22 protein-coding genes and 1 pseudogene are annotated in these 25728 nt (G+C 71.2%); 14 read left to right on the forward strand and 9 right to left on the reverse strand.

Annotated features, from left to right (window positions below):
- Positions 1-117 precede the first annotated feature (117 nt).
- Positions 118-309 (forward strand): hypothetical protein, encoded by a 192-nt coding sequence (locus tag ACWC94_RS24765; RefSeq protein ID WP_450799101.1) that lies wholly within the window; start codon positions 118-120, stop codon positions 307-309.
- Between the two features lie 26 nt (positions 310-335).
- On the opposite strand, the gene ACWC94_RS24770 is transcribed toward ACWC94_RS24765, so the two are convergent.
- The gene (locus tag ACWC94_RS24770; RefSeq protein WP_450799102.1) at positions 336-740 is read right to left on the reverse strand and encodes a hypothetical protein; all 405 of its coding nucleotides are present in this window, start codon (positions 738-740) and stop codon (positions 336-338) included.
- Between the two features lie 100 nt (positions 741-840).
- On the opposite strand from ACWC94_RS24770, the gene ACWC94_RS24775 reads away from it, so the two are divergent.
- From ACWC94_RS24775 to ACWC94_RS24800, 6 genes are all read left to right on the forward strand, one after another.
- Positions 841-1431 carry an ArsR/SmtB family transcription factor gene (locus ACWC94_RS24775; RefSeq protein ID WP_450799103.1) on the forward strand — a complete coding sequence of 197 codons (591 nt, stop codon included), beginning with the start codon at positions 841-843 and terminating at the stop codon, positions 1429-1431.
- The gene (locus ACWC94_RS24780) at positions 1412-3445 is read left to right on the forward strand and encodes a thioredoxin domain-containing protein (RefSeq protein ID WP_450799104.1); all 2034 of its coding nucleotides are present in this window, start codon (positions 1412-1414) and stop codon (positions 3443-3445) included. Before ACWC94_RS24775 ends, ACWC94_RS24780 begins: the two co-directional genes overlap by 20 nt.
- A 223-nt stretch (positions 3446-3668) precedes the next feature.
- Positions 3669-4937, forward strand: coding sequence for a glycosyltransferase (locus ACWC94_RS24785; protein ID WP_450799105.1), 1269 nt, complete (start codon positions 3669-3671; stop codon positions 4935-4937).
- The gene (locus ACWC94_RS24790) at positions 4934-6586 is read left to right on the forward strand and encodes an ArnT family glycosyltransferase (protein WP_450799106.1); all 1653 of its coding nucleotides are present in this window, start codon (positions 4934-4936) and stop codon (positions 6584-6586) included. The genes ACWC94_RS24785 and ACWC94_RS24790 overlap by 4 nt, the downstream gene beginning before the upstream one ends.
- Positions 6583-7761: a glycosyltransferase gene (locus ACWC94_RS24795; protein ID WP_450799107.1), complete on the forward strand. Its 1179-nt coding sequence runs from the start codon at positions 6583-6585 to the stop codon at positions 7759-7761. The genes ACWC94_RS24790 and ACWC94_RS24795 overlap by 4 nt, the downstream gene beginning before the upstream one ends.
- The gene (locus ACWC94_RS24800; protein ID WP_450799108.1) at positions 7758-10160 is read left to right on the forward strand and encodes a galactose oxidase-like domain-containing protein; all 2403 of its coding nucleotides are present in this window, start codon (positions 7758-7760) and stop codon (positions 10158-10160) included. The genes ACWC94_RS24795 and ACWC94_RS24800 overlap by 4 nt, the downstream gene beginning before the upstream one ends.
- A 151-nt stretch (positions 10161-10311) precedes the next feature.
- On the opposite strand, the gene ACWC94_RS24805 is transcribed toward ACWC94_RS24800, so the two are convergent.
- The 4 genes from ACWC94_RS24805 to trhA form a co-directional block, all read right to left on the reverse strand.
- Positions 10312-11043, reverse strand: coding sequence for a Mut7-C RNAse domain-containing protein (locus ACWC94_RS24805; RefSeq protein ID WP_450799109.1), 732 nt, complete (start codon positions 11041-11043; stop codon positions 10312-10314).
- 33 nt (positions 11044-11076) lie between these two features.
- A complete protein-coding gene (locus ACWC94_RS24810) occupies positions 11077-11709 on the reverse strand; it encodes a TetR/AcrR family transcriptional regulator (RefSeq protein ID WP_450799110.1) in 633 nt (210 codons plus the stop codon).
- A gap of 5 nt (positions 11710-11714) precedes the next feature.
- Positions 11715-13280: an MFS transporter gene (locus ACWC94_RS24815; protein WP_450799111.1), complete on the reverse strand. Its 1566-nt coding sequence runs from the start codon at positions 13278-13280 to the stop codon at positions 11715-11717.
- Positions 13281-13392: 112 nt separating this feature from the next.
- Positions 13393-14106, reverse strand: coding sequence for a PAQR family membrane homeostasis protein TrhA (trhA, locus tag ACWC94_RS24820; RefSeq protein ID WP_450799112.1), 714 nt, complete (start codon positions 14104-14106; stop codon positions 13393-13395).
- A 308-nt stretch (positions 14107-14414) separates the two neighbouring features.
- On the opposite strand from trhA, the gene ACWC94_RS24825 reads away from it, so the two are divergent.
- Positions 14415-16235 carry a phosphoenolpyruvate carboxykinase (GTP) gene (locus tag ACWC94_RS24825; protein WP_450799114.1) on the forward strand — a complete coding sequence of 607 codons (1821 nt, stop codon included), beginning with the start codon at positions 14415-14417 and terminating at the stop codon, positions 16233-16235.
- 261 nt (positions 16236-16496) lie between these two features.
- Here ACWC94_RS24825 and ACWC94_RS24830 read toward each other — a convergent pair whose 3' ends face one another.
- Together ACWC94_RS24830 and ACWC94_RS24835 are read right to left on the reverse strand one after the other, a co-directional pair.
- Positions 16497-16919, reverse strand: coding sequence for an SCO4983 family protein (locus tag ACWC94_RS24830; protein WP_450799115.1), 423 nt, complete (start codon positions 16917-16919; stop codon positions 16497-16499).
- 112 nt (positions 16920-17031) lie between these two features.
- Positions 17032-18243 carry a pyridoxal phosphate-dependent aminotransferase gene (locus ACWC94_RS24835; protein WP_450799116.1) on the reverse strand — a complete coding sequence of 404 codons (1212 nt, stop codon included), beginning with the start codon at positions 18241-18243 and terminating at the stop codon, positions 17032-17034.
- A 124-nt stretch (positions 18244-18367) separates the two neighbouring features.
- Here ACWC94_RS24835 and ACWC94_RS24840 point away from each other — a divergent pair, with 124 nt between their 5' ends.
- The 4 genes and pseudogenes from ACWC94_RS24840 (at position 18368) to ACWC94_RS24855 (ending at position 20803) form a co-directional block, all read left to right on the forward strand.
- Positions 18368-19117: a hypothetical protein gene (locus ACWC94_RS24840; protein WP_450799117.1), complete on the forward strand. Its 750-nt coding sequence runs from the start codon at positions 18368-18370 to the stop codon at positions 19115-19117.
- A 236-nt stretch (positions 19118-19353) separates the two neighbouring features.
- A pseudogene (locus ACWC94_RS24845) lies at positions 19354-19500 on the forward strand (DUF1707 domain-containing protein); the annotation flags it as partial.
- A 142-nt stretch (positions 19501-19642) separates the two neighbouring features.
- A complete protein-coding gene (locus ACWC94_RS24850; RefSeq protein WP_450799187.1) occupies positions 19643-19864 on the forward strand; it encodes a hypothetical protein in 222 nt (73 codons plus the stop codon).
- Between the two features lie 105 nt (positions 19865-19969).
- Positions 19970-20803: a S1 family peptidase gene (locus ACWC94_RS24855; protein WP_450799118.1), complete on the forward strand. Its 834-nt coding sequence runs from the start codon at positions 19970-19972 to the stop codon at positions 20801-20803.
- A 6-nt stretch (positions 20804-20809) separates the two neighbouring features.
- Here the strand turns inward: ACWC94_RS24855 and ACWC94_RS24860 are convergent, their stop codons facing one another.
- Positions 20810-22420 carry an N-acyl-D-amino-acid deacylase family protein gene (locus ACWC94_RS24860; protein WP_450799119.1) on the reverse strand — a complete coding sequence of 537 codons (1611 nt, stop codon included), beginning with the start codon at positions 22418-22420 and terminating at the stop codon, positions 20810-20812.
- Positions 22421-22470: 50 nt separating this feature from the next.
- Entirely contained in the window at positions 22471-23742 is a 1272-nt protein-coding gene (locus ACWC94_RS24865; RefSeq protein ID WP_450799120.1) for an amino acid deaminase, read from the reverse strand.
- A 166-nt stretch (positions 23743-23908) separates the two neighbouring features.
- Here ACWC94_RS24865 and ACWC94_RS24870 point away from each other — a divergent pair, with 166 nt between their 5' ends.
- On the forward strand, positions 23909-24958 hold the full coding sequence (locus ACWC94_RS24870; RefSeq protein WP_450799121.1) for a sugar kinase: 1050 nt from the start codon (positions 23909-23911) through the stop codon (positions 24956-24958).
- Positions 24955-25728 (forward strand): IclR family transcriptional regulator, encoded by a 774-nt coding sequence (locus ACWC94_RS24875; RefSeq protein ID WP_450799122.1) that lies wholly within the window; start codon positions 24955-24957, stop codon positions 25726-25728. Before ACWC94_RS24870 ends, ACWC94_RS24875 begins: the two co-directional genes overlap by 4 nt.

Raw genomic sequence — 25728 nt, forward strand, 5'->3', positions numbered from 1 at the left:
TGTCCTTCGACATGGGCGGAAGCGGGAGAGGTGGTCGTCGGTGGGGAGTTGGGGAGGTGCGGCAACGTCCTGGTGTGCGTGTGCCGTTCGGCGTGCGGGAAGGAGGGTCGGGCGGAGGTGGTCCGATCGACAGGCAGCCGTCGGGCGACCCCGTACGACCCGGCTGACCCCCTGCGTTACGCCGAGGTGCGGGGCACGGCGACGGTCACCGAGGACGCCGGCCGGGGGTACCGGGAACTGCCACCGGAGGTGACGCGGGTGGTGATACGGATCAGCCCCGTGCGGGTGCTGGGCACGCTCACCGGCTGAGCGCGTCCGGGGTGTGCCCGGGCGTCTCAGCGGGTGTCCGCCGGTCCTCGCCGCCTGGACACCGCCAGGTACACGCAGGCCCCCGCCAACGCCCCCTCCGCCACCGCGCACAGCAGCGCTTCGGCCAGCGGAGCTCCCGTGCCCGCCGTCGTGATGTCGAACCAGGCGTCCAGCACCGCCACCGACGCCGTCGCCGAGGCCGTCAGGCGGGCCCTGGCGTCACCGCGCAGGCCGAGGAGGGCCGTTGCCGAGCAGCCCGTCGCCATGAGGACGTCGAGGCCGATCCAGGCCAGCGGCCAGTTGTCCACCTCGGTGCTGCCCGGCAGGGTCACGGCCAGCACCACCATCCACGGCACCAGCAAGGCCCCCGCCGCGCCCAGCAGGACCCACGGCCACTTCTTCCGCACGGTCGCGCCCTCCCTCACCGTCATCTCTCCGACTGCTCCCACCGTAGATCGCAGAGGAAATTTTGCAAAGAAAAGTGGGCAGACCTCAGGGGCTTCTCAGGGTTCTCGGGGTTACGGTGGCCGCATGACCGACGGCATGCCCGAGATGACCAGCCTGGAGCGCACCGCCCTCTACAAGTCCCTCGGCCACCCCCTGCGCCGCCGGATCCTCGAGTACCTCGGCCGGCACGGCGAGGCGAACTCCACGGTCCTCGCCCGCGAACTCGGCGAAAGCTCCGGCACCACCAGCTACCACCTGCGCAAACTCGCCGAGCAGCGGCTCATCGAGGAGATCCCGGAGAAGTCCGGCGGCCGGGAGCGCTGGTGGCGGAGCCTGCCCTTCAACCACACCACCCCCGACCCGGCCGCGATGCCCCCGGAGGAGTACGCGGCCGCCGCCCAGGTCGCCCGCATCAAGATCGAGTTGGACACCGCCCTCTACCACCGCGCCTACCAGGAGTACCGCGGCCCCGGGGGCTGGTCCCAGATCCAGCGCCACGGCACCTGGCTGACCAGGGAGGAACTGCTCGACTTCATGCGGGAGTACCACGCCCTGCTCGGGCGCTACGGCCACCCGCGCGAGGAGGCCCCCGAAGGGGCACGCCCGGTGTTCATGCGTTTCTACGCGCTGCCCGAGCCCGTGGGAGAGTGGAACGGTGAACCGACTGGCCCATGAGACGTCCCCGTATCTGCTCCAGCACGCCGACAACCCCGTCGACTGGTGGCCCTGGTCGGCCGAGGCCTTCGACGAGGCCCGCGGGACCGGCAAACCCGTGCTGCTGAGCGTCGGATACAGCAGCTGTCACTGGTGCCACGTCATGGCTCACGAATCCTTCGAGGACCAGGCCACCGCCGACTACCTCAACGAGCACTTCGTCAACATCAAGGTCGACCGCGAGGAGCGGCCCGACGTCGACGCCGTCTACATGGAGGCCGTACAGGCCGCCACCGGGCAGGGCGGCTGGCCGATGACGGTGTTCCTCACCCCGGATGCCGAGCCGTTCTACTTCGGGACGTACTTCCCGCCCGCGCCGCGGCACGGGATGCCCTCCTTCCGGCAGGTCCTGGAAGGGGTCCGGCAGGCCTGGGACACCCGGCGTGACGAGGTCTCCGAGGTGGCCGGGAAGATCGTCCGTGACCTCGCCCAGCGGGAGATCGTCCAGCAGGCCCCGCAGCCGCCCGGCGAAGCGGAACTCGCCCAGGCTCTCCTGGGGCTGACCCGCGAGTACGACCCGCAGCGCGGCGGGTTCGGCGGGGCGCCGAAGTTCCCGCCGTCCATGGTGCTGGAGTTCCTGCTGCGGCATCATGCGCGCACGGGTGCCGAGGGCGCGCTGCAGATGGCGCAGGACACCTGCGAGCGCATGGCCCGGGGCGGTCTCTACGACCAGCTCGGCGGCGGGTTCGCCCGCTACTCCGTCGACCGCGACTGGGTCGTGCCGCACTTCGAGAAGATGCTGTACGACAACGCCCTGCTGTGCCGGGTGTACGCGCACCTGTGGCGGGCCACCGGCTCGGACCTCGCCCGGCGCGTCGCCCTGGAGACCGCCGACTTCCTCGTGCGTGAACTGCGCACGGACGAGGGAGGGTTCGCCTCCGCGCTCGACGCCGACAGTGACGACGGCAGCGGGCGGCATGTCGAGGGCGCGTACTACGTGTGGACGCCCGAGCAGCTGCGTGCGCTCCTCGGGGACGCGGACGGGGAACTCGCCGCCCAGTACTTCGGCGTGACCGAGGAAGGGACCTTCGAGCACGGGCAGTCCGTCCTCCAGCTCCCGCAGGAGGACGTCCTGTCCGACGCCCGGAGGATCGCCTCCGTCAAGGAGCGCCTGCTCCGGGAGCGCGCGCAGCGTCCCGCGCCCGGCCGGGACGACAAGGTCGTCGCCGCCTGGAACGGTCTCGCCGTCGCCGCGCTCGCCGAGACCGGCGCCTACTTCGACCGGCCCGACCTGATCGAGGCCGCCCTCGGCGCCGCCGACCTCCTCGTCCGCGTCCACCTCGACGAGCACGCCCGCCTCGCCCGCACCAGCAAGGACGGACGCGTCGGCCCCAACGCCGGTGTGCTGGAGGACTACGCCGATGTCGCCGAGGGCTTCCTCGCGCTCGCGTCCGTGACGGGCGAGGGCGTCTGGCTCGATTTCGCCGGGCTGCTCCTCGGCCATGTGCTCGCCCGCTTCACCGACCCGGACACCGGTGCGCTCTACGACACCGCCTCCGACGCCGAGCGGCTCATCCGCCGGCCGCAGGACCCCACCGACAACGCCACCCCGTCCGGCTGGACCGCCGCGGCCGGCGCCCTGCTGGGCTATGCCGCGCACACCGGATCCGAGGCCCATCGCACGGCCGCTGAACGCGCGTTGGGGGTCGTGAAGACCCTCGGGCCGCGTGTGCCCCGGTTCATCGGCTGGGGGCTCGCCGTCGCCGAGGCCCTCCTCGACGGGCCGAAGGAGGTCGCCGTCGTCGGCCCCGGCCTCGGGGACGAACGGACGACCCTCTTGCACCGTACGGCACTTCTGGGTACGGCCCCGGGTGCCGTGGTCGCCGTCGGCGCCGTGGACAGTGACGAGTTCCCGCTTCTCGCCGACCGCCCGCTCGTGGCCGGTGAACCGGCGGCGTACGTCTGCCGTCACTTCACCTGCGACGCGCCGACCACCGATCCGGAGAGGTTGCGGGCGTCCCTGAACAGGCGCTGAGCGTCAGGAACCCCGGTGCCGGAAGGTGTGAACTGTACGAAAGAGGAGCATATGTTCGGATAAGCGGATAGATCCTGCTACCGGTACCACCGTTCCGAAACAAGCTATTTATCGGAACAGCTCCCGCGCTTCACAGATCCCACCTACTCTCTCCACAGCGGGTCGACGAGTGATCACTCACCGTCTCCCGCACAGGGGGATTCAGGGATCTGGGGGGATCTTTTTGCTCACGTCTGTCTTCATCGGTGCCGTCTCGCTGGCTCTGTTCTGGATGGCGGCCTTCACCCTGTGGTGGCAGATGCACGCGTGGCGCACGCCCGAGGTGCTGGCCTCCACCCGGTTCGGCAGACCGGACGGCGGCGAAGGCCTCTCGTTCTCACTGCTGTTGCCCGCCCGGCACGAGCAGGCGGTGCTGGACCACACCATCCAGCGGCTGCTGGAATCCACACACACCGACTTCGAGATCATCGTGATCGTCGGGCACGACGATCCGGAGACCACCGAGGTGGCCGAGAGGGCCGCCGCGCGGGACGCGCGCGTCCGGGTCGTCGTCGACACCCACGAGAAGAAGAACAAGCCGAAGGCCATGAACACGGCGCTGCCGCACTGCCGCGGTGACGTCGTCGGCGTCTTCGACGCCGAGGACCAGGTCCACCCGGAGCTGCTCGCCCACGTCGACCACGCCTTCCGCACCACCCGCGCGGACGTCGTCCAGGGCGGCGTCCAGCTCATCAACTTCCACTCCAGCTGGTACAGCCTGCGCAACTGTCTGGAGTACTTCTTCTGGTTCCGCTCCCGGCTGCACCTGCACGCGCAGAAGGGGTTCATCCCGCTCGGCGGGAACACCGTCTTCGTCCGGACCGACGTCCTCAGGGAAGCGGACGGCTGGGACCCCGACTGCCTCGCCGAGGACTGCGACCTGGGTGTCCGGCTGTCCAGTGTCGGCAAGAAGGTCGTCGTCGCCTACGACTCCGACATGGTCACCCGCGAGGAGACCCCGGGCTCGCTGATGTCGCTGCTCAAGCAGCGCACCCGGTGGAACCAGGGCTTCCTGCAGGTGTACCGGAAGAAGGACTGGAAGCAACTGCCCGCGTTCGGGCAGCGGCTGCTCGCCCGGTACACGCTGGTGACGCCGTTCCTGCAGGCCTTCTCCGGCGTGGTCATCCCGCTCAACGCGGCCGTCGCGCTCTTCCTCGACGTCCCCGTCGGCGTCGCCTTCCTCACCTTCCTGCCGCTGGTCACCGCCGCCGTCACCTTCGTCTTCGAGGTGGTCGGGCTGCACGACTTCGGCAAGCAGTACGACCTGAGGGTCCGCTTCGTCCACTACGTGAAGCTCATCGTGGGCGGCCCCTTCTACCAGGTCCTCCTCGCCGGTGCCGCGATCCGCGCCGTGTGGCGCGAGCAACGTGGCCGCAACGACTGGGAGTTGACCACGCACGTCGGCGCGCACCTCACTGCGGCCGAGCCCGCCCGAGAGGACGTTCCTGCGTGACCTCCACACTTCCCGCGGTGACCGCAGCGAAGGTCCCCGCGCAGCACACACCTGCGCCCACAGCCCGTTCGGCCGGTCGAACACAGCCGCCGCTCCGGCTCCGCTCCTCCCGCCCCGACCTGCTCCTGTGCGGTGTCCTGCTCACGGCGGTCCTCGTCGTCCAGGGCTGGAACATCTCCGCCTACCCGACCCTCAGCGACGACGAGGGCACCTACCTCGCCCAGGCCTGGGCCGTCCAGCAGGGCCGGGGTCTGGCCCACTACACCTACTGGTACGACCATCCACCGCTCGGCTGGATCCAGATAGCCCTGCTCAGCCGGCTCCCCTCGGCCCTCAGCCCCGGCTCGATGACCGTCGGCACCATGCGGCTCGTCATGCTCGGGATCAGCGGGGTCAGCGCGGTCCTCCTCTACGTCCTCGGGCGCCGGCTCTCGCTGCCCCGCTGGGCCGCCGGACTCGGCATGGCCCTGTTCGGGCTGTCCCCGCTCGCGGTCGTCCTCAGCCGGGAGATCTTCCTCGACAACATCGCCGTGATGTGGCTGCTGCTGGCGTTCTGCCTCGCCGCCTCGCCCAGCCGCCACCTCTGGCACCACTTCGGCGCGGGCCTCGCCGCCGCCGCGGGCGTCCTCACCAAGGAGACGATGCTCGTCGTCCTCCCCGCCCTGTTCGTCACCATGTGGCGGCACAGTCACCGTGACACCCGCAAGTTCGCCCTCACCGGAGCCGTCACCGCCTGCGCCCTGACCGGCTTCTCCTATCCGCTGTTCGCCCTGCTCAAGGGCGAGTTGCTGCCCGGCGCCGGACACGTCTCGCTCTGGGACGGCATCACCTACCAGATGTCCAGGCCGGGTTCGGGATTCATCCTCGATGCGGGCTCCGGCTCGTACGGCGTCCTGCAGTCCTGGCTGTACTACGACCGCGTCCTGCCGCTGGGCGGCCTCGCCGGAGCCCTGCTCCTGCTGCTCACCTGGCGCTGGTCGGTCACCGCCCGCGCGCTGGCCGGACCGGCGCTCACGGTCGCCGTCCTCGCCGCCGTCGCCCTGCGCCCGGGCGGCTATCTGCCCGCCATGTACGTCATCGGTGCGCTGCCCTTCCTCGCCCTGGTCCTCGCCGGGGGCACCGCCTCCGTCGCCCACGTGGTCACCCGCCGGGGGCGGTCCGGGAACGAGAAGCGGTACGTCACCGGCGGCCGGTACGCGCTCGCCGCCGTCCTCGCGCTCGCCGCCGGCGCCTACGTCGTACCGCACTGGTACGACGGCGACCGCACCGCCGTCACCGCCGACGCCAACCGGCCCTACCGGCAGGCCTCCCACTGGCTCGGCACGCGGGTGGCGGACCCGGAGGACACCCGGGTCCTCGTCGACGACGCCCTCTGGCTGGACCTCGTGCACGCCGGCTACCGGCCCGGGCTCGGCGCCATCTGGTTCTACAAGGCCGACCTCGACCCGGCCGTCACCAGGACCCTGCCGCACGGCTGGCGGGACCTCGACTACGTCGTCGCCTCGCCGACCGTCCGCCGCGACGCCAAGGACCTGCCGACCGTCAGGGCCGCCCTCCAGCACTCCACGCCGGTCGCCACCTTCGGCACCGCAGAGGACCGCATCGAGATCCGGCGGATCCGGGCCACCGCCACGGGGGGTGCCCGATGAGCGAGTACACCGCTCCGGTACCCGGCCTCGACGCCGTGGAAGTCCCCGAACCCGGTGCCGTCACCATCGTCGTACCGACCTTCAACGAGTCCGCGAACATCCGGCGGTTGCTGCGGCAGATCACCGACTCGGTGCCCGCGCGGCTGCCCTGCGAGGTGGTCTTCGTGGACGACTCCACCGACGACACCCCCGAGGTGATCCGCCGGGCCGCCCAGGACTGCCCGTTCCCGGTGGCCGTACTGCACCGCGAGGAACCCGTCGGCGGGCTCGGCGGGGCGGTGGTCGAGGGGCTGAGGGCGGCGACCTCGGAGTGGATCGTCGTCATGGACGGCGACTGCCAGCATCCGCCGTCGCTGGTACCGGAGCTGATCGCCACCGGCGAGCGGGCGAACGCCGGGCTCGTCGTCGCCTCCCGGTACATCGAGGGAGGCAGCGGGGCCGGGCTCGCCGGCGGCTACCGGGTGGCCGTCTCGCGCGGCGCCACCCGGCCCGCCAAGGCCCTCTTCCCGCGCCGGCTGCACGGCATCAGCGACCCGATGAGCGGCTTCTTCGCCATCCGGCGCAGCACGGTCACCGCCGACGTGCTGAAGCCTCTCGGCTACAAGATCCTGCTGGAGCTGGCCGTCCGCGGCCGTCCCGGCCGGGTCGCCGAGGTGCCGTTCGTCTTCCAGGACCGGTTCGCCGGCGAGTCCAAGTCCACTGCGCGGGAGGGGCTCCGGTTCCTGCGCCACCTGGGGGGCCTGCGCACCGCCTCACCCGCCGCCCGCATGGCCGGCTTCGGGCTGATCGGCGCGAGCGGCTTCGCACCGAACCTGGTGGGCCTCTACGCCCTCACCGCTCTCGGCACGCACTACGTGCCCGCCGAGATCCTCGCCAACCAGGTGGGCGTCGCCTGGAACTTCCTGCTCATCGAGCACCTGCTGTTCCGCGACCGGCGCGCGCACCGCCGCTGGTGGGACCGGCTCGGCCGGTTCGCGCTCCTCGCCAACGCCGACCTGGTGCTGCGCATCCCGCTGATCGCGCTGCTCGTCGCCCGTTTCGGGATGGGCGCCCTGCCTGCCACCTCGCTGGCGCTGGTGCTGACCTTCGTCCTGCGCTTCGTCGGCACCGAGGCGCTGGTTTATCTCCCCCGTCGCCGCCGTGGGGACCGTACGACCGCAAGGAGAGCCGTGTGAGCAGATACCGCAGACGGACCGCACTGGTCGGGGTGGGCGCCCTGACCGCCGGTCTGCTCCTCACCTCGCCGCAGAGCGCCGAGGCCGCCAACCTGATCAAGAACCCCGGCTTCGAGACCGCCGGCACCGGCGACATGCCGTACTGCTGGGAGAAGGCGGGCTGGGGCGACAACGACTTCACCTACGAGACCACCTCCGACGCGCACTCCGGTGCGAAGGCCATGAAGGTCACCCTGACGCGCCGGGTCGACGGCGACCGCAAGGCGATGTTCCTGGAGTCCACCGACTGCGCGCCCGCCGTCGGTGTCGGCAAGCAGTACGACCTGGGGCTCTGGTACAAGACCACGACCCCGGACGCGAACGTCACCCTCTTCCGGCACGACAGCACGACCGGCTGGCAGTACTGGACCGACGTCAAGACCCTCCAGATGGCGTCGGACTGGACCCGGGCCACGGTCCGCACCCCCGAGATACCGGCCGGCACCGACCGCATCACCTGGGGTGTCTCCGTCTACGGCACCGGCTCGGCGACCACCGACGACTACACCATGGAGCAGGTCCCCGACCCGCTGCCGCCCGCCCAGTGCACCGGCACGAGCGACCAGTGCGCCAACGGCAGCTGGTCGGTGCTGCCGACGCAGAACCCGGTCCGCTCCATGCACTCCGTGGTCCTCAACAACGGCAAGGTGCTGCTGATCGCCGGCTCGGGCAACAGCGAGGACGCCTTCAACGCGGGCACGTTCACCTCCGCGGTGTACGACCCGGCGAACGGCACCTACAAGGTCATCCCGACACCGAAGGACCTGTTCTGCGCCGGGCATGTGCAGCTCCAGGACGGCCGGGTGCTGGTCCTGAGCGGCAACAAGGCGTACTCGGTTGCGGGCGGGCACGGCTACGAGGGGTTCAAGGACTCGTACGTCTTCGACCCCGGGACGGAGACGTACACCAAGACCAACGACCTCAACGACGGCCACTGGTACCCGTCGGCCACCGAACTCGGCAACGGTGACGTCATCACCTTCGGCGGGCTGCGCGAGGACTCCACGGGCTCGGTGACCGCCGACCGCTGGTCGGACAAGGACCAGCAGTGGCTGCCGAGCTGGAAGGTCCACCAGACCTGGTCCTTCTGGGGCCTGTACCCGGCGATGGTCCTGATGCAGGACGGCCGCCTCTTCTACACGGGCAGCCATGTCTTCGGCAACAACATCCCCGGCACAGGATCGGCGATCTACGACTACGACGCCAACACGATCACCCAGATCCCCGGCCTGCAGAACAAGGACCAGCGCGACCAGTCGGCGTCCGTGCTGCTGCCCCCGGCGCAGGACCAGAGGGTGCTGACCATCGGCGGCGGCAACATCGAATCCAACCCGGACGCGAACCGGCTGACCGACGTGATCGACCTCAAGCAGGCCAGCCCGTCGTACGTCGCCGGGCCGCCGCTCCCGCAGGGCACGGTCGACCTCGGAGCCGGAAAGGTCGCCGAGAGCGGTAACCAGGGCAAGATGTACGTCTCCACGGTCCTGCTGCCCGACGGCAAGGTGATGGAGACCGGCGGCGCCCTGCACAACCGGGCCAATGCGGTGTACGAGTCCTCGCTCTACGACCCCGGCACCAACACCTTCGACCCCGTGGCCGCCGACCCCGAGTCCCGCGGCTACCACTCCACGGCGTTCCTGCTGCCCGACGGCCGGGTGATGGCCACCGGCGACAACCCGGGCAACGGCAGCTGGAACCACAACGTGTCGGTCTACACCCCGCCCTACCTCTACAAGGGCACCCGGCCGACGATCACCTCGGTGATCAACCAGGAGTGGAAGTACGGCGACACCCAGCGGATCACCGTCGACCACCCCGTCGCCAAGGCCGAGTTGATCCGCCCGGCCGCGGTCACCCACTCCTCCGACCCGAACCAGCGTTTCGTCGACCTGCCGCTGAGCGTGGACGGCAACAACGTCGACCTGAACGTGACGAACAACCCGAACATCGCCCCGCCCGGCTGGTACATGCTCTTCGCGGTCGACGCCAACGGGGTTCCCTCGGTGGCCAGGTGGGTGCACCTGACGGGCCCGGCGGCCCTCGGCCCCACCACCGCCGCCCCGCACGTCCACGCCTTCGCCGACGCTCTGACCGGCAAGGAGTCCGGCCCGGGCCAGAAGCGCGCCTCGCAAGCGGTCAGTCCGACGATCTCCGGCTGCGACCGGCACTACGGCTCGGTCAACGTCTGTGTGCCGACGGTCTTCCCGCCCAGGGTGAAGAAGACGGCGGCGGCGCGCTGCACCTGGCTCAAGCAGAACCACTACGGCCGGCTGAAGGTCAACGGTGGCGACGACCCGCTGGGCCTGGACCGCAACCGGGACGGGGTGGCGTGCGGGAAGGGGGACGTCACGCGCCGCTGAGGATCATCGCGCCCAGGGTGAGCCGGGCGCTCCACCGCGGGAACACGGTCCAGAGCCTGGCGTACGTCCACCGGGCCCTGGGCCGCACCAGTGCCGCGAGACCGGCGAAGACCGCCAGCCAGAACCGGCCCCCGTGGATCGGGCCGGGTACTCAGTCCCTCTGGGTGCGCATGCTCAACGCCCGCTCCACGACCGCCTCCAGCTGGTCGTGGTGTGCGCCCTTCCAGTAGGCGCGGCCACATGCCGTGCACTGGGCGAAGACGTCGTACGAGCGTTGCGTGCCGTGCTTGAGCTGGTGGGCGACCTCGGCCTTCGTGGCCTGCCTCAGCAGGCCGTTGCAGGCGGTGCAGCGGGTCCACGGCTTCAGGTCGGGGGCGAAGCGGTCGAGGACGTCGTGCAGCTGGTCGTCGGGGCGGGTGCTGTAGACGAAGGCCCCGGCCCACAGTTCGCGGCGGCGCAGCAGGCCCCGGTCGCGGCTGAGCATCACCCGCTTCTCGGCCGCCGAGCGCGCGGCCAGCGCCGGGTCGCCGATGTCCGTCGACTCGTACGCCGTGTCCACGCCGAGCAGGCGCAGCCGGCGGGCCAGGGTGCCGAGGTGGACGTCGAGGAGGAAGCGGAGCGGGGCGCCGGGGATCCGCTGGGGGCGGGTGACGGGGCGGACGGACACCGTCTCGCCCGCCGCCGGGATGTGCGAGACGGGCACGTCGCGGCCGTCCACGACCAGCGCGCCGACCTCGGTCAGCGGGACGCCGAGGGACTCGATGACGTGGCCGAGCGTCGAGACGCCGTCGGTGCCGAGCGGCGTGGCACCGGCCCGTCGGGCGGCCGGTACGAACAGGTGGAGCGCGGGGGCGACTTCGACGTGGATCTCGGCTCGGTTCACCCCGTCAGCATCGCACGGGGGGCCGCCCGGACCTCAGCGGTTTTCGGCGGGCAGGCCGTGCTCCAGGACGTCGAGGGCGCGGTCGACCAGGCCGTGGAAGTCGTCCCGGTGGTCGTTCTCCGCCCAGTACATGGTCGTCTCCATCAGGGTGCCGATCAGGGACATGGCGTGCACCCGGACCTCCAGGCCTTCGGGGTCGCGTCCGGTGCGTTCGCCGATGGCCTGGCAGAGCATGCGGCCGGTGGCCGACATGCTCTCCATCATCCGTGAGCGCACCGCCGGGACCTGGACCATGAGGTGGGTGCGCAGCCGGGAGACCGCGGGGTCGTCGTCGATGCCGGACTCGATGGCCCGGTGCAGGACGTACCGAATGGTCTCGGACCAGGGTTCGTCGGCGGGCCGCGTCCGGATCTCCTCCAGGATGACCGGGTCGTACTCGTCCGTGAGGACGATGTCCTCCTTGGTCGGGAAGTACCGGAAGACGGTCGACGGCGACACCTCGGCCCGATCGGCGATCTGGTCGATCGTCGTGGCGTCGTACCCCTGCTCCCCGATCAGTGCGTACGTCGCGGTGCGGATCGCCTCACGGGTCTTGATCTTCTTGCGCTCGCGGAGACTCAGCTGCGGGCGGTCGGCGGGGGAGAAGGAGGAACGTGCGGCCGTCATGCGGGTCATTGTCGGGCATCCTCCACCGCGGCGGCCACGCCGGGAGCGACGGCCTCCGCGGGCCGCGCCGCCGCCGTCCCGGGCAGGAACGCCGCCGCCAGCAGCGCGGAGACCAGGGCGGCGGCACCGCACACCAGCAGGACGACGGTCGTGCCGTGGACGTACGCGCTGTTCGCGGAGGCGGCGAGGTGGGCGGAGTGGGTCTTCTCGGCGATCAGACGGGCGGCGACGACCGAGTCCCCGGCGGTGTGGGCGGCCGGTGCGGGCAGGCCGGTCACGTCGAGCCGGTCGCGGAAGGCGTTGGCCAGCAGGCTGCCGAGCAGGGCGATGCCTATCGCGGAGCCGACCTGGCGCAGGGTCATCAGCAGCCCGGAGCCGCTGCCGGCCCGGTCCCGGGGCAGGGTGGCGAGCGCGCCGGTCATGGCCGGGACGAGCGCGAAGCCGAAGCCCAGGCCGGCGATGGTGAGCCACAGTGCGGTGAAGCCGTAGCCGGAGTCGGTCGTCGTACGGCTGCCGAGGAGGGCGGCGAAGGCGAGGACCACCAGACCGGCCGTGACCGAGGCGCGCGCACCGAAGCGGGCGGTGACCGGCGGGGCGAGCTTCGCCGCGACGGACAGACCGAGGACCATCGGCAGCATCCGTAGGCCCGTGCCGAGGGTGTCGTTGCCGAGGACCGCCTGGAGGTAGGGCGGGAGTACGAACATCAGGCCGGACAGGACGAACATCACCAGGGTCGCGGCGACGGTGTTGAGCAGGAAGCCGCGGTGGGCCAGGAGCGTCATGTCGAGCATGGGGCGCTCGACGCGGCGCGAGCGCAGGACCAGCCCGGTGAGCAGGACCGCCGCCCCGGCGAACATGCCGAGAACCAGCGGGTCGCCCCAGCCCCGGTCGGGGGCCTCGATGATCGCGTAGATGAGGGCGCCGAGTCCGGCGGTGGTGAACGCGGTGGACAGCGCGTCCACCCTGGGAGTGGCCGGGTCGCGGGTCTCGGGCAGCAGGAACACGCAGGCGAGGACGGCGATCGCGACCATCGGGACGTTGATCAGGAAGATCGAGCCCCACCAGAAGTGCTCCAGCAGCCAGCCGCCGATGATGGGGCCCAGGGGCATGCCCAGCGCCGAGCCGGTGGAGACGAGGGCGATGGCCTTGCCCTGCTCGTCGGGTGTGAACAGGGACGGCAGCACGGACATCGCCAGCGGCATGATCAGCGCGGCACCGACGCCCATCACCGCGCGCGCGGCGGTCACCACGGTCACCTCGCCGGCCAGGGTGCCCAGGACGGAGCCGGCCAGGAAGACCACGAGCCCGGTGATCAGCATCCGGCGGCGCCCGAACCGGTCCCCGAGGAGTCCGGCCGGGAGCATCAGCGCGGCGAAGACGACGACGTACGCGTCCGCCATCCACTGCTGCTGGCCCGTCGTGGCGCCGAGCTGCCCGGCCATCGTCGGCAGCGCCACGTTGAGGATCGTGGTGTCGAAGCCGAGCACCAGCATGCTCGCGACCAGGGCCCCGAGGGCCCACCAGCGGCGGGGGTCGTGCCGCGTCTCGTCGGTGTGCGTGACAGTAACCATGAAATGAGAGTAACTCTCAAAAGTGTTCAACTGTCAATATCGAGTCGGTGTCAGGCGCACGAAAACGGCCACGGCGGGTGAGCCGTGGCCGGAAAAGGAGGCGGGACGGGGGTTACGCGTGCTGGTAGGCCACCAGTGAGATGCCGACGTAGTGGACGACGAACGCGGCGAGCGTGAAGGAGTGGAAGACCTCGTGGAAGCCGAACCAGCGCGGGGACGGGTTCGGCCGCTTGATGCCGTAGACGACCCCGCCGGCGCTGTAGAGCAGGCCGCCGACGATCACCAGGACCAGCACCGCGATGCCGCCGGTGCGCAGGAAGTCGGGCAGGAAGAAGACGGCCGCCCAGCCCATCGCGATGTAGCAGGGCGTGTAGAGCCAGCGCGGGGCGCCGACCCAGAAGACGCGGAAGACGATGCCGGCCGCGGCGGCGGCCCAGATGCCCCACAGCAGCCACTGCCCCTTCGCGCCGGGCAGGAGCAGCAGGGTCAGCGGGGTGTAGGTGCCCGCGATGATCAGGAAGATGTTGGCGTGGTCCAGCCGGCGCAGGACGCCGTCCATGCGGGGGCTCCAGTTGCCCCGGTGGTACAGCGCGCTGACGCCGAAGAGCAGGCAGGCCGTCAGGACGTAGATCCCGCAGGCGACACGGCCTCTGCCGGAGTCGGCGAGGGCGGTGAGCACGAGGCCCGCGATGAGTACGGCCGGGAACATGCCGAGGTGCAGCCAGCCGCGGAGCCTGGGCTTGACCGGATGCGGCAACGAGAGCGCGACGGGACCGCGGCCGCTGGCCGGCGTCTCCGTGCGCGCGTCGGGGGCGGACGCAGTCATGCGGGGCATGGTACCTACGCCGCCGTAAGTCGGGTATCAGCGCGGCTCTTGGTCGATCGAACGCAAAAAGACCTTCAGGTGACGCAAACCTGGACGTAAAGGAAACGTAAACGGGCCTGGAAACCGTGGTTTTCCTCACGTCGCTCACCTGTGAGACCCCCTGGACATATGCGCACTCACGTCGGATGATCAAATGAGTGCGGTCGGCACCGGATGAGCACCAACGAAGCGTCCGGGTCGCAGCCCCCACGGGGCAACAAGGAAAAAAATCCCTTACAAGGGTATAAATCCCTCACTTAGGAGCAACCGTGGCGCGCGACAACTCGGCTTCCAGCGTTCCCACCCGACACCAGGAACTGATCTCGTGGGTCGACGAGATCGCCGAACTGACGCAGCCGGACAGCGTGGTCTGGTGTGACGGCTCCGAGGCCGAGTACGACCGGCTGTCCGCGGAGCTGGTGGCCAAGGGCACCTTCAAGAAGCTCGACCCGATCAAGCGCCCGAACTCCTACTACGCCGCCTCCGACCCGACCGACGTCGCGCGTGTGGAGGACCGGACCTTCATCTGCTCCGAGAAGGAGGAGGACGCCGGCCCGACCAACCACTGGAAGGACCCCGCCGAGATGCGGGAGATCTTCAGCGGTGAGAAGGGCCTGTTCCGCGGCTCCATGCGGGGCCGCACCATGTACGTCGTCCCGTTCTGCATGGGCCCGCTCGGCTCCCCGCTGTCCGCGATCGGCGTGGAGATCACCGACTCCGCCTACGTCGCCGTCTCCATGCGCACGATGACGCGCATGGGCCAGGCCGTCCTGGACGAGCTGGGCGACAGCGGCTTCTTCGTGAAGGCCGTCCACTCCCTCGGCGCCCCGCTGGAGGAGGGCCAGGAGGACGTGCCGTGGCCCTGCAACTCCACCAAGTACATCTCCCACTTCCCCGAGGACCGCGAGATCTGGTCCTACGGCTCCGGCTACGGCGGCAACGCCCTGCTCGGCAAGAAGTGCTACGCCCTGCGCATCGCCTCCGTCATGGCGCGCGACGAGGGCTGGCTGGCCGAGCACATGCTGATCCTCAAGCTCACCCCGCCGCAGGGCGAGTCCAAGTACGTCGCCGCCGCCTTCCCGAGCGCCTGCGGCAAGACGAACCTCGCCATGCTGGAGCCCACGATCTCCGGCTGGACGGTGGAGACCATCGGCGACGACATCGCCTGGATGCGGTTCGGCGAGGACGGCCGTCTGTACGCGATCAACCCCGAGGCCGGCTTCTTCGGCGTCGCGCCCGGCACCGGCGAGCACACCAACGCCAACGCGATGAAGACCCTGTGGGGCAACGCGGTCTTCACCAACGTCGCGCTCACCGACGACGGTGACGTGTGGTGGGAGGGCATGACCGAACAGGCTCCGGCCCACCTCACCGACTGGAAGGGCAACGACTGGACGCCGGAGTCCGAGACCCCGGCCGCGCACCCCAACGCCCGTTTCACGGTCCCCGCGTCCCAGTGCCCGATCATCGCGCCGGAGTGGGAGGACCCCAAGGGCGTGCCGATCTCGGCGATCCTCTTCGGCGGCCGGCGCGCCAGCGCGGTGCCGCTGGTGACGGAGTCCTTCGACTGGAACCACGGTGTCTTCCTGGGTGCCAACGTGGCCTCCGAGAAGACCGCCGCCGCCGAGGGCAAGGTCGGCGAGCTGCGCCGCGACCCGTTCGCGATGCTGCCGTTCTGCGGCTACAACATGGGCGACTACATGGGCCACTGGGTCGACGTCGCCAAGGGCAAGGACCAGTCCAAGCTGCCGAAGATCTACTACGTCAACTGGTTCCGCAAGAACGACGAGGGCAAGTTCGTCTGGCCGGGCTTCGGCGAGAACTCCCGTGTCCTGAAGTGGATCGTGGAGCGCCTGGACGGCAAGGCGGAGGGTGTCGAGACCCCGATCGGCGTGCTGCCGGCCAAGGGCGCGCTGGACACCAAGGGCCTCGAACTGTCCGAGTCCGACCTGGACTTCCTGCTCACGGTCGACAAGGAGGTCTGGCGCGAGGAGGCCGCCCTGGTCCCCGAGCACCTCAACACCTTCGGCGACCACACCCCGAAGGAGCTGTGGGACCAGTACCGCGCGCTGGTGGAGCGCCTGGGCTAGTCCCGCCCGAGACTCCACGGCCGGTCTGGATGCCCTGACCAGCGATCGTCACGGCCGGCCGTGGACACCACCCACCGGGGCCCCGCACCACGACGTGCGGGGCCCCGGTTTGCGTTGCTGCAAGTGCAGCAGCGCTCGAAGAGGAAGAGCACCGCACCTGGAGAAGCCGGCCGGAGCCAGTGCGGTGCAGGGCGCCCGGTCCGCGCGTCGCTGCGGGTGCACGCGGACCGGGGCCGATCAGGGGACCCCTGGGAGGCGGGGTCAGCGGGCCGCGCTGAGTTTCTTCGGGTCGGCCGACAGGGCGGCACCGTGGGCGTCCATCCGCTCGGCCGCGAGGATCGCCGCCGCCGTGTCCGCGCGCGAGGCGGCGACCACGAGCGCACGCCCGGCGAGGGTGTGCGCGCGCCGGTGCAGCGCTGCGGGGTCGCCGGCCGCGGACGGCGTCGCCCGCAGCGGGGCGCGTCCTCCCCGGAGGCGGGCCACCTGTGCGGCGAGCCGCTCGGCGGAGGTCTCCAGGTCGGCCGACGGGGTCAGCCCGCGCAGCTCGTCGGTCACGGCGAGCAGGGCCGCGAGGTGCCCGGCGAGCTGGATGTCCAGCTCCTCCTCGCGCGACCGGTGGGGGAAGTCGGAGGGGGTGCCGGCCATCGTGCTGTGGACCGACTTGGTGCGGATCGGTTCGTACATGGGTGATGGCCTCCTGTGCTCTGACAGGAAGCCATCCTAGCTTGGATTTCGTCTAAAGTTGAGTCGGGTCAGGAATTGCTCCCGCAGTCCTCCCGCTCCGGGTGCGGGGGGGTCAGGGCTGGCTGTACCCGTCCAGGAAGTGCCCGATCCGGGTGATCGCGTCCCGGAGATCGCCGACCGTCGGGAGGGTCACCACGCGGAAGTGGTCCGGCTCCGGCCAGTTGAAGCCCGTGCCCTGGACGACCATGATCTTCTCCTGGCGCAGCAGGTCCAGGACCATCCGCCGGTCGTCCTTGATCTTGAAGACCTGGGGGTCGAGGCGCGGGAAGAGGTACAGCGCGCCCTTGGGCCGTACACAGCTCACGCCCGGGATCTGCGTCAGCAGCTCGTAGGCGGTGTCCACCTGCTCCTTCAGCCGTCCGCCCGGCAGTACCAGGTCGTTGATCGACTGGCGTCCGCTGAGCGCGGCGACCACCCCGTGCTGTCCCGGCATGTTCGCGCACAGGCGCATGTTCGCCAGGATCGTCAGGCCCTCGATGTAGGAGTCGGCGTGGGCGCGCGGGCCGGAGACCGACATCCAGCCGACCCGGTAGCCGGCCACCCGGTACGCCTTCGACATGCCGTTGAAGGTGAGGGTGAGCAGGTCGGGGGCGACCTTGGCGGTCGGGGTGTGGGTGGCGCCGTCGTAGAGGATCTTGTCGTAGATCTCGTCGGAGCACACCAGCAGGTTGTGCCGGCGGGCGATGTCGGTGAGCCCCCTGAGCATCGCCTCGTCGTACACGGCCCCCGTCGGATTGTTGGGGTTGATGATCACGATCGCCTTGGTGCGGTCGGTGACCTTGCGTTCGACGTCGGCGAGATCGGGCATCCAGTCGGACTGCTCGTCACAGCGGTAGTGCACCGCCGTACCGCCGGAGAGGGAGACGGCCGCCGTCCACAGGGGGTAGTCCGGGGCCGGTACGAGGACCTCGTCGCCGTCGTCGAGGAGGCCCTGCATGGCCATCACGATCAGCTCGGAGACGCCGTTGCCGATGAAGACGTGCTCGACGTCCGTCTCGATGCCGAGGGTCTGGTTGTGCATGACGACCGCGCGGCGGGCGGCCAGCAGGCCCTTGGCGTCGCCGTAGCCGTGCGCGCTGGAGACGTTGCGGAGGATGTCCTCGAGGATCTCCGGCGGGCACTCGAAGCCGAAGGCGGCCGGGTTGCCCGTGTTGAGCTTGAGAATGCGGTGCCCCGCCGCCTCGAGCCGCATGGCCTCCTCGAGAACCGGGCCCCGGATCTCGTAACAGACGTTGGCGAGCTTGGTCGACTGGATCACCTGCATGCCGTGAGCTTACGGCCCGGTAACGCCTCGTGGGTCGTGTTTTCCACCACGTGAGACCGGAGGTTTGCCCTGATATCGCCGAGGGCTGTCTCAGCAGTCACTTGCGTCCCTACAATCCGCTGACATGTCCACCGAACGGGAGCACCAGGCGGGGGCGTACGGCGCGCAGGGCCCGGGCGGTGAGCATCGGGAGCGGCCGGACACGCCCCTCGCACAGCCGTCGCCTCCGGCGCCGCCGAGCGTGTACCTCCGGCCGGCCCCGGCGCCGGCGTACGAGGAGTACGCCGACCCGGCCGCCGCGCACGGCTGGCAGAGCGCCTACGACGAGACACGCGAGCTGCCCCCGCTGACCGGGCCGGCCGAGCCGTACGAGCCGTACGGGCCGGCCGAGCCCGCCCGGCCGGGTGAGGGCAGGGCCGCGCGGCGGCGCGCCGGGCGGCGCACGGGCGGCCGTCGGCGGGTGGCGGCGGCCGTCGCCGGGGTACTGGGCGTGGCCGGCGTGGTCGCGGTGATCGCGGCTGTCGCGGGCGGCTCGGATTCCGCGCCCCCGGACGGGTCCCGGCCGGCCGGTGGCGGGCGCGTCGCCGTCGGTGACTCGGCCACCGCGAGCCGCCGCACGGACAACGGCTCCCCTGCCCCGGCCGCCTCGACGGCCGCCGCGGGGTCCCCCTCGGTCGCGCCGTCCGGCTCGAGGGCCTCCCCGGCCGTCCGCGCGTCCGAGTCGACCGGCGGCCCGGGCAACGCCACGACCGCAGCGTCCACCGCCCCACCCACCCCCACGCCCCCCGCGACGACGGCCGCCCCGACCGTCTCCACGTCCAGCTCGCCCAGCGGCCGGGGCCACGGTCACGGCGCCACGAAACGCCCCCGTTGACCGGTGGGGGCCGCTTCTGTGCGTGCCGTGCTTGTGGTGGCCTGGCCGCTTCGGTCTGCGCTGCGGCCGTCCGTTCGCAGCGGTTTCGGGTCGGGTTTGCCGAGGGGGCGCCGTCGCGGCGTCATGACGCGCCCCCGTTGACCGGTGGGCGTCGGTTCTGCGTCAACCCTGCTTGCCGGCAGGCCACTCGGCCCGCCGCCGGGTGTACGGCGGGCCCGCATGCGAGAGTTGTCCGCATGACCGAGCACCCTTCTCGCGCAGGACAAGTGCCGTCGGCTTCCGACACGCTCGCCTCCGACGAGGACCGCGAGCGTGCCGTCGAGCGGGTGCGGGCCGCGGTGGCCGACGGCCGACTGCCGTTGGGCGAGTTGGACGACCGGCTGGGTCAGGTGCACAGCGCCCGGACGCTCGGCGAGCTGGCGGTCGCCGCGCGCGGTCTGCCCGAACCGGGTCCCAGGGACTCCCTGGTGGTGGACCGGGCACCCACCTCCCGTTTCGCGCTGGGTGTGTTCGGCGGATTCCACCGTGACGGCGAGTGGGTCGTTCCGGGACGACGTCGACGTCGAGGTCAGGGGCCTCGGCCTGTTCGGCGTCTTCCGCAGGCGCGGCGCCCGCAAGCCCGGCAGACCCGGCGCCCCGCGCGTCGTCGTCAAGGGCCTCGCCCTGTTTGGGGCGGTTGTCACCAAACCCGCGCGGAACAACGGAGTTGGGCGGAGTGAGCGGCACAGGGAAACCCCTATGACCTGACGCGGCTCCTTGTTCGCGCCCCTCCCCAGCACTGAGAATGCGCATGACAAATGAAGGGCGGCCGGAAGATGTCCGGCCGCCCAAGTCGTCAGAGGGGACCCCCACATGAACAAGCCTCTCCTTGCCGCACTCTCCTCCGTGGCCCTGGCCGGGCTGGGCGCCGCCCCCGCGGTCGCCGCCCCGCACACCACCGCCAAGCCCGCGGTGACCGTCAACTTCGCCGGCACCGTCTCGCTCAGCAACTGCTCCGGCTCGGTCGTCCGCTTCCCCAACTCCGCGGACACCGACCCGGCGCTCGTGCTGACCAACGGCCACTGCCTGGAGACCGGCTTCCCCGAGCCCGGTGAGGTCATCACCGGCCAGTCCTCCAGCCGTTCCTTCGGCCTGCTCAACGCCAACGGCAGCAAGGTCGCCACCCTCCGCGCCAACCAGGTCGTCTACTCGACCATGACGGACACGGACGTCACGATCTACCGCACCACCACGACGTACGCGGCGATCAAGAACTCCTACGGCATCTCCCCGCTCACCCTGCAGGACACGCACCCCACCGCCGGTACCGCCATCAAGGTCGTCTCCGGCTACTGGAAGCGCACCTACAGCTGCAACGTCGACGGGTTCGTGTACCGGCTGAAGGAGGGCGACTGGACCTGGAAGGACTCGCTCCGTTACACCTCCTCCTGCAACACCATCGGCGGCACCTCGGGCTCCCCGGTGATCGACACCGCCACCGGCAAGGTCGTCGCGGTCAACAACACCGGCAACGAGGACGGTGAGCGCTGCACCGAGAACAACCCCTGCGAGGTCGACGAGAGCGGCAACGTCACCGTCCGCCAGGGCATCAACTACGCCGAGGAGACGTACAACATCCCGGCCTGCTTCACCACCGGGAACAAGCTCGACCTCAGCGCGGCCGGCTGCACCCTGCCCAAGCCGTAGGGGCCGTCACACCGCGGTACGGCGGACGGACCGGCCCGCGAGCACGTCCGTCCGCTTCCCGTCCTCGATGGCGAACCGGCCGTCGACCAGGACGTGCGGGATCCCCGTGGGAGGCGTGCGGGGCTCGGCGAAGGTCGCTCCGGGCGCCACCGTCTCCGGGTCGAACAGCACCAGGTCGGCCCGGTACCCCTCGCGCACCAGCCCCCGGTCCGGCAGTCGCAGCCGGGCCGCGGGCCGGGACGTGAGGTGGGCGACGCACTCCTCCGGGGAGAGGATCCCCAACTCCCGTACGTAGTGGCCGAGATAGCGCGGGAAGGTGCCGTAGGCGCGCGGGTGCGGCTTGTCGCCGCGCAGGATGCCGTCGGAGCCGCCCGTGTGCGTGCGGTGCCGCATGATCGCGCGGACGTTCTCCTCGTGGCCGACGTGCTGGAGGATCGTCGTACCGAGCCGGTCCCCGAGCAGGAGGCGGCGGGCCGTGTCCCACGGGGCTTCGCCGCGCAGCTCGGCCGCCTCCCGGACGGTACGGCCCACGAGGTCGCCGAGCGCCGGATCGGTGACCCCGGAGATCTCGACGGTCTCCCACTCCACGGGCACGCCGTGGCAGCCGTCCGAGCCGGTCACCTCCAGGTCGTGCCGGATCCGCGCGGCCGTCGCCGGGTCGCTGAGCCGCGCCATGACGTCCTCCGGGCCGCCCTCGCCCGCCCAGCTCGGCAGCAGCGCGGCCAGGGTGGTGCAGCCGGGCGTGTAGGGGTAGGTGTCGAGGGTGATGTCCGCGCCCGCCTCCAGGGCCCGGTCCAGCAGGGCCAGCAGCTGGGGCGCCCGGCCCTCGTTCACGCCGAAGTTCATCGTGGCGTGGGCCAGGTGCAGCGGACAGCCGGCCTCCCGGGCGAGGGCGACCATCTCGGCGTACGCCTCCAGGGCGCCGGCGCCGTAGGAGCGGTGGTGCGGGCAGTAGTAGCCGCCGTACGACGCCACCACCCGGCACAGTTCGGTGAGTTCGGTGTCCGGGGCGTACATGCCGGGCGTGTACGTCAGCCCGGACGACAGCCCGACCGCGCCCTGCTCCATCCCCTCCGCGACCAGCTGCCGCATCCGGTCCAGCTCTTCGGGGGTGGCCGCGCGGTCCTCCCAGCCGACGACGAGGGCGCGGACGGTGCCCTGGGGGACGAGATAGGCGGCGTTCACGGCGATTCCGCGATCCAGCCGGTCGAGGTACTCACCCACCGACCGCCAGTCGAAGTCGAGGTCCTCGCCGTACCCGTTCCACCCGGTGATCGCCCGCCGCACCTCCTCCAGGGTGCGGTCGTCCACCGGCGCGTACGACAGCCCGTCCTGGCCGATGACCTCCAGCGTGACCCCCTGCGCCGCCTTCGCGCCGTGGTCGGGGTCGCGCAGCAGGTCGAGGTCGGAGTGGGCGTGCATGTCGATGAAGCCGGGGGAGAGGACCAGGCCCTCCGCGTCCAGCTCCCGCATGGCGCGCGGGCGCTGGCAGCCGGCCGCGGCGGCCTCCTTGACGATCGAGACGATCCGGCCGCCGTCGATCACCACATCGGCCCGGTACGACGCCTCGCCGCTGCCGTCGACGACGTCGGCGTCCCGGATGACCAGGTCCTCCATGTCCCGCCTCTCACCGGCTCCCAGAAGAGCATCTCCTAGAAGAACGTCTCCTAGAAGAACGTACGGACGTAGTCGACGACCGTCCCGTCCGCCTCGGCCACCGGGATCAGCTGCCACTTGTCGAAGGACGTGCACGGGTGGGACAGACCGAGGCCGATCCAGTCGCCGACCTCGATGTCCGCGCCCGGTTCCGTGCGCAGCCAGGTGTGCTGGTCGGACAGGCCGGTCACGGCGATGCCGGCGGCCGGTCGCTCGACACCGTTCCGGCGCACCACCTGCGCGGTGGCCAGGTCCAGGTCGTGGGCGGCGTCGCGCTTGCCCGCGTTGGCGAAGGCCTGCTCGGGGGCGGGCCGGGAGACGACCTGCGCCCACAGCCGGAAGGCGGGCTCCAGGGCGCCTTCCCCGGGCACGCGGGTGAAGGGGGTGAGCCTGCGGTAGTGCCCGTCGTCGTGCGAGACGTACGCCCCCGAACGCAGCAGCTTCAGCACCGGCGCGGACAGCTCGGGGAGCTCGGCGAGGACGTCGGACACCGCGTCGAACCAGGCGCTGCCGCCCGCGCTGACGATGATCTCCTCGGCCGTCCCGAACCGTCCGCCCTTGTCGAGCTCCACGGCGAGCGCCACCAGCCGCCGCAGATACGCCCGCACGCGCTCGGTGTCCGCCCGCGGCACCTCGCCCTCGTACCCCGCGACGCCCACGAGCCGCAGCGTCCGGGTCCCGGCCACCGCGGCGGCGACGGCCCGTGCCTCCGCCTCCGCGCGCACACCGGTCCGGGCCCCGTCGCCCGCGCCCAGCTCGACCACGACGTCCACGGGGCGGGCGCCGCCGTGGTCGCGCAGGGCGGTGTCCATCAGCTCGACGCCGCGCACGGAGTCGACGTAGCAGACGAACCGGAAGCCGGGGTCGGCGGCGAGTTCCGCGGCGATCCACCGAAGAGCCGGGGCGTCCACCAGCTCGTTGGCGAGGAAGACCCGCTGGATGCCGAACTCCCGGGCGACGCGGACCTGATGGGGCATCGCGAGCGTGATGCCCCAGGCGCCGTGCTCGATCTGGCGGTGGAAGAGCTGCGGGGCCATGGAGGTCTTGCCGTGCGGGGCGAAGGCGAGGCCGTGCCGGGCGGTGTACGTCTGCATGAGCTCCAGGTTGTGCGCGAGCCGCTCGGCGGAGAGGACGAGGACGGGGGTGGGGAAGCCGTCCGTGAAGAGGTTGCGGCGCTGGGCGGCCAGCTCGCCGACGGTGAGGCCGTCGGCGTCCGGCGGGAGGCCCTTGAAGCGGTGGTCGACGCGGTCCTCGGCCAACCGGGCGAGCGCTTCGGTGCTCATGGAGCCCCTCTCTCGACCGTTGCACTCTCTGCAACGGTCATTGCATGTGTTGCCAACTGGTGTCTAGCATCTCGCCGACACCGGGTCAACGGAGGCGCTACCCGGCCATCGGACAGGAGTCATCATCAACGACGCTGCTTACGTCTCGTCCGTTGCGCACGACCGCGTGGGTCTTGTGGAGACCGTGGACGTCGTGGCGCTCGGCGAGTCCATGGTCACCTTCCTGCCCGGCGGGCCGGGCCGCCTCGCGGACGTGCCCTCCTTCGACCGGGCGATCGGCGGCGCCGAGTCCAACGTGGCCTGCGTGCTGGCCGCCGCCGGTCACAGCGCCCGCTGGGTCGGCCGGGTCGGCACCGACGGCTTCGGTGACCACCTGGTGGAGCGGATCGCCGGGTACGGCGTCGACGTCTCGTCCGTGCGCCGGGACCCGGCCCGCCCGACCGGTGTGTACTTCCGCACGGCCGGTGACCGGGGCACGGGCGCACACGAGGTCGCGTACTACCGGGCGGGTTCGGCGGCCTCGGCGATGTCCGTGGACAACGTGGACCGGACGGCGGTACGCGCCGGCCGGGTCCTGCACCTGTCCGGCATCACGGCCGCGCTGTCGCAGGAGTGCCTCCGGCTGATGTACGAACTGACCGCGCCGGGCCCGTGCCGCCCGTTGGTCTCCTTCGACGTCAACTACCGGCCCGCGTTGTGGCGCGACGCCGAGGGACCGCGCGTACTGCTCGAACTCGCGCGCCGCGCGGACATCGTCTTCGTGGGGGACGACGAGGCACGGGACGCCTGGGGACTGCACGGCGGACGGTCCATCCTGGGAGCGCTGCCCGGACCGGCGACCGTCGTCGTCAAGCAGGGCGGGGGCGGAGCAACCGCCTTCGACAAGAACGGCGGCGGCATGGAGGACGCCGACGGCACCGCGACGTTCGCCCGCGCCCCGAAGGTCGACGTCGTCGCCCACGTCGGCGCGGGCGACGCCTTCGCCGCGGGCTTCCTCTCCGGAACCCTGCGCTGCCTGCCCCTCAAGACGCGGCTGAGGTACGGCCACCTCTTCGCCGCCGCGACCCTCACCACCCCCGCCGACCTGGCCACCCCACCCACCCGGGACCACGCCGACCGCCTGACCGCCCTGGACGACACCGCATGGGGGAGACTGCGACTCGCCCCCGGCTGGACGCAGGCCGAGTGGGACGAGGAGGAGGCGAACACCCCATGAGCCAGACCGTCGACCGCGCCCTGAGCATCCTGCCCCTGCTCGCGGAAGGCCCCGCCGACCTCGGCCAGGTCGCCGACCGCCTCGGCGTGCACAAGTCCACGGCACTGCGCCTCCTGCGCACCCTGCACGAACACGGCCTGGTCTACCGCCAGTCCGACCAGCGCTACCGCCTCGGCGCCCGCCTCTTCGCCCTCGCCCAGGAGGCGATGGAGAACCTCGACATCCGCGAGATCGCCCACCCCCACCTCGCACGGCTCAACGAGACCTGCGGTCACACCGTGCACCTCGCCGTGTACGAGGAGGGCGAGGTGCTCTACATCGACAAGGTGGAGAGCCGCTACCCCGTCCGCATGTACTCGCGGATCGGCAGGCCCGTCGCCATCACGGTCGCGGCCGTCGCGAAACTCCTCCTCGCCGACCTTCCCGAGGCCGAGCGCCGCGCCGTCGCGGACCGGCTCGACTACCCCCTGTACACGCCCCGTTCGACCCCGAACGCCGAGGCCTTCCTCAAGGAGCTGGCCACCGTGCGCGAACAGGGCTGGGCCACCGACCTCGGTGGCCACGAGGAGTCCATCAACTGCGTCGCCGCCCCGATCCGCGGCGCCGACGGCCGGGTGGTCGCCGCCATGTCGGTGTCCGCGCCGAACGTGGTCGTCACCGCCGAGGAACTCCTCACCCTGCTCCCGCAGGTCCGCCGTACCGCGGACGCGATCAGCGGCGAGTACTCCGGACGAACGCCCGTGCCGGACCCCCCGAAGGATCCCGCGTAG

This window comes from Streptomyces sp. NPDC001135, assembly GCF_053598395.1.

Excerpts from the sequence above, each read along its gene's own strand:
- ACWC94_RS24770 (WP_450799102.1), bottom strand. The coding sequence starts at position 740 with ATGACGGTGAGGGAGGGCGCGACCGTGCGGAAGAAGTGGCCGTGGGTC.
- ACWC94_RS24775 (WP_450799103.1), top strand. The coding sequence starts at position 841 with ATGACCGACGGCATGCCCGAGATGACCAGCCTGGAGCGCACCGCCCTC.
- ACWC94_RS24795 (WP_450799107.1), top strand. The coding sequence starts at position 6,583 with ATGAGCGAGTACACCGCTCCGGTACCCGGCCTCGACGCCGTGGAAGTC.
- ACWC94_RS24810 (WP_450799110.1), bottom strand. The coding sequence starts at position 11,709 with ATGACGGCCGCACGTTCCTCCTTCTCCCCCGCCGACCGCCCGCAGCTG.
- ACWC94_RS24815 (WP_450799111.1), bottom strand. The coding sequence starts at position 13,280 with ATGGTTACTGTCACGCACACCGACGAGACGCGGCACGACCCCCGCCGC.
- trhA (WP_450799112.1), bottom strand. The coding sequence starts at position 14,106 with ATGACTGCGTCCGCCCCCGACGCGCGCACGGAGACGCCGGCCAGCGGC.
- ACWC94_RS24830 (WP_450799115.1), bottom strand. The coding sequence starts at position 16,919 with ATGTACGAACCGATCCGCACCAAGTCGGTCCACAGCACGATGGCCGGC.
- ACWC94_RS24835 (WP_450799116.1), bottom strand. The coding sequence starts at position 18,243 with ATGCAGGTGATCCAGTCGACCAAGCTCGCCAACGTCTGTTACGAGATC.
- ACWC94_RS24840 (WP_450799117.1), top strand. The coding sequence starts at position 18,368 with ATGTCCACCGAACGGGAGCACCAGGCGGGGGCGTACGGCGCGCAGGGC.
- ACWC94_RS24855 (WP_450799118.1), top strand. The coding sequence starts at position 19,970 with ATGAACAAGCCTCTCCTTGCCGCACTCTCCTCCGTGGCCCTGGCCGGG.
- ACWC94_RS24860 (WP_450799119.1), bottom strand. The coding sequence starts at position 22,420 with ATGGAGGACCTGGTCATCCGGGACGCCGACGTCGTCGACGGCAGCGGC.
- ACWC94_RS24865 (WP_450799120.1), bottom strand. The coding sequence starts at position 23,742 with ATGAGCACCGAAGCGCTCGCCCGGTTGGCCGAGGACCGCGTCGACCAC.
- ACWC94_RS24875 (WP_450799122.1), top strand. The coding sequence starts at position 24,955 with ATGAGCCAGACCGTCGACCGCGCCCTGAGCATCCTGCCCCTGCTCGCG.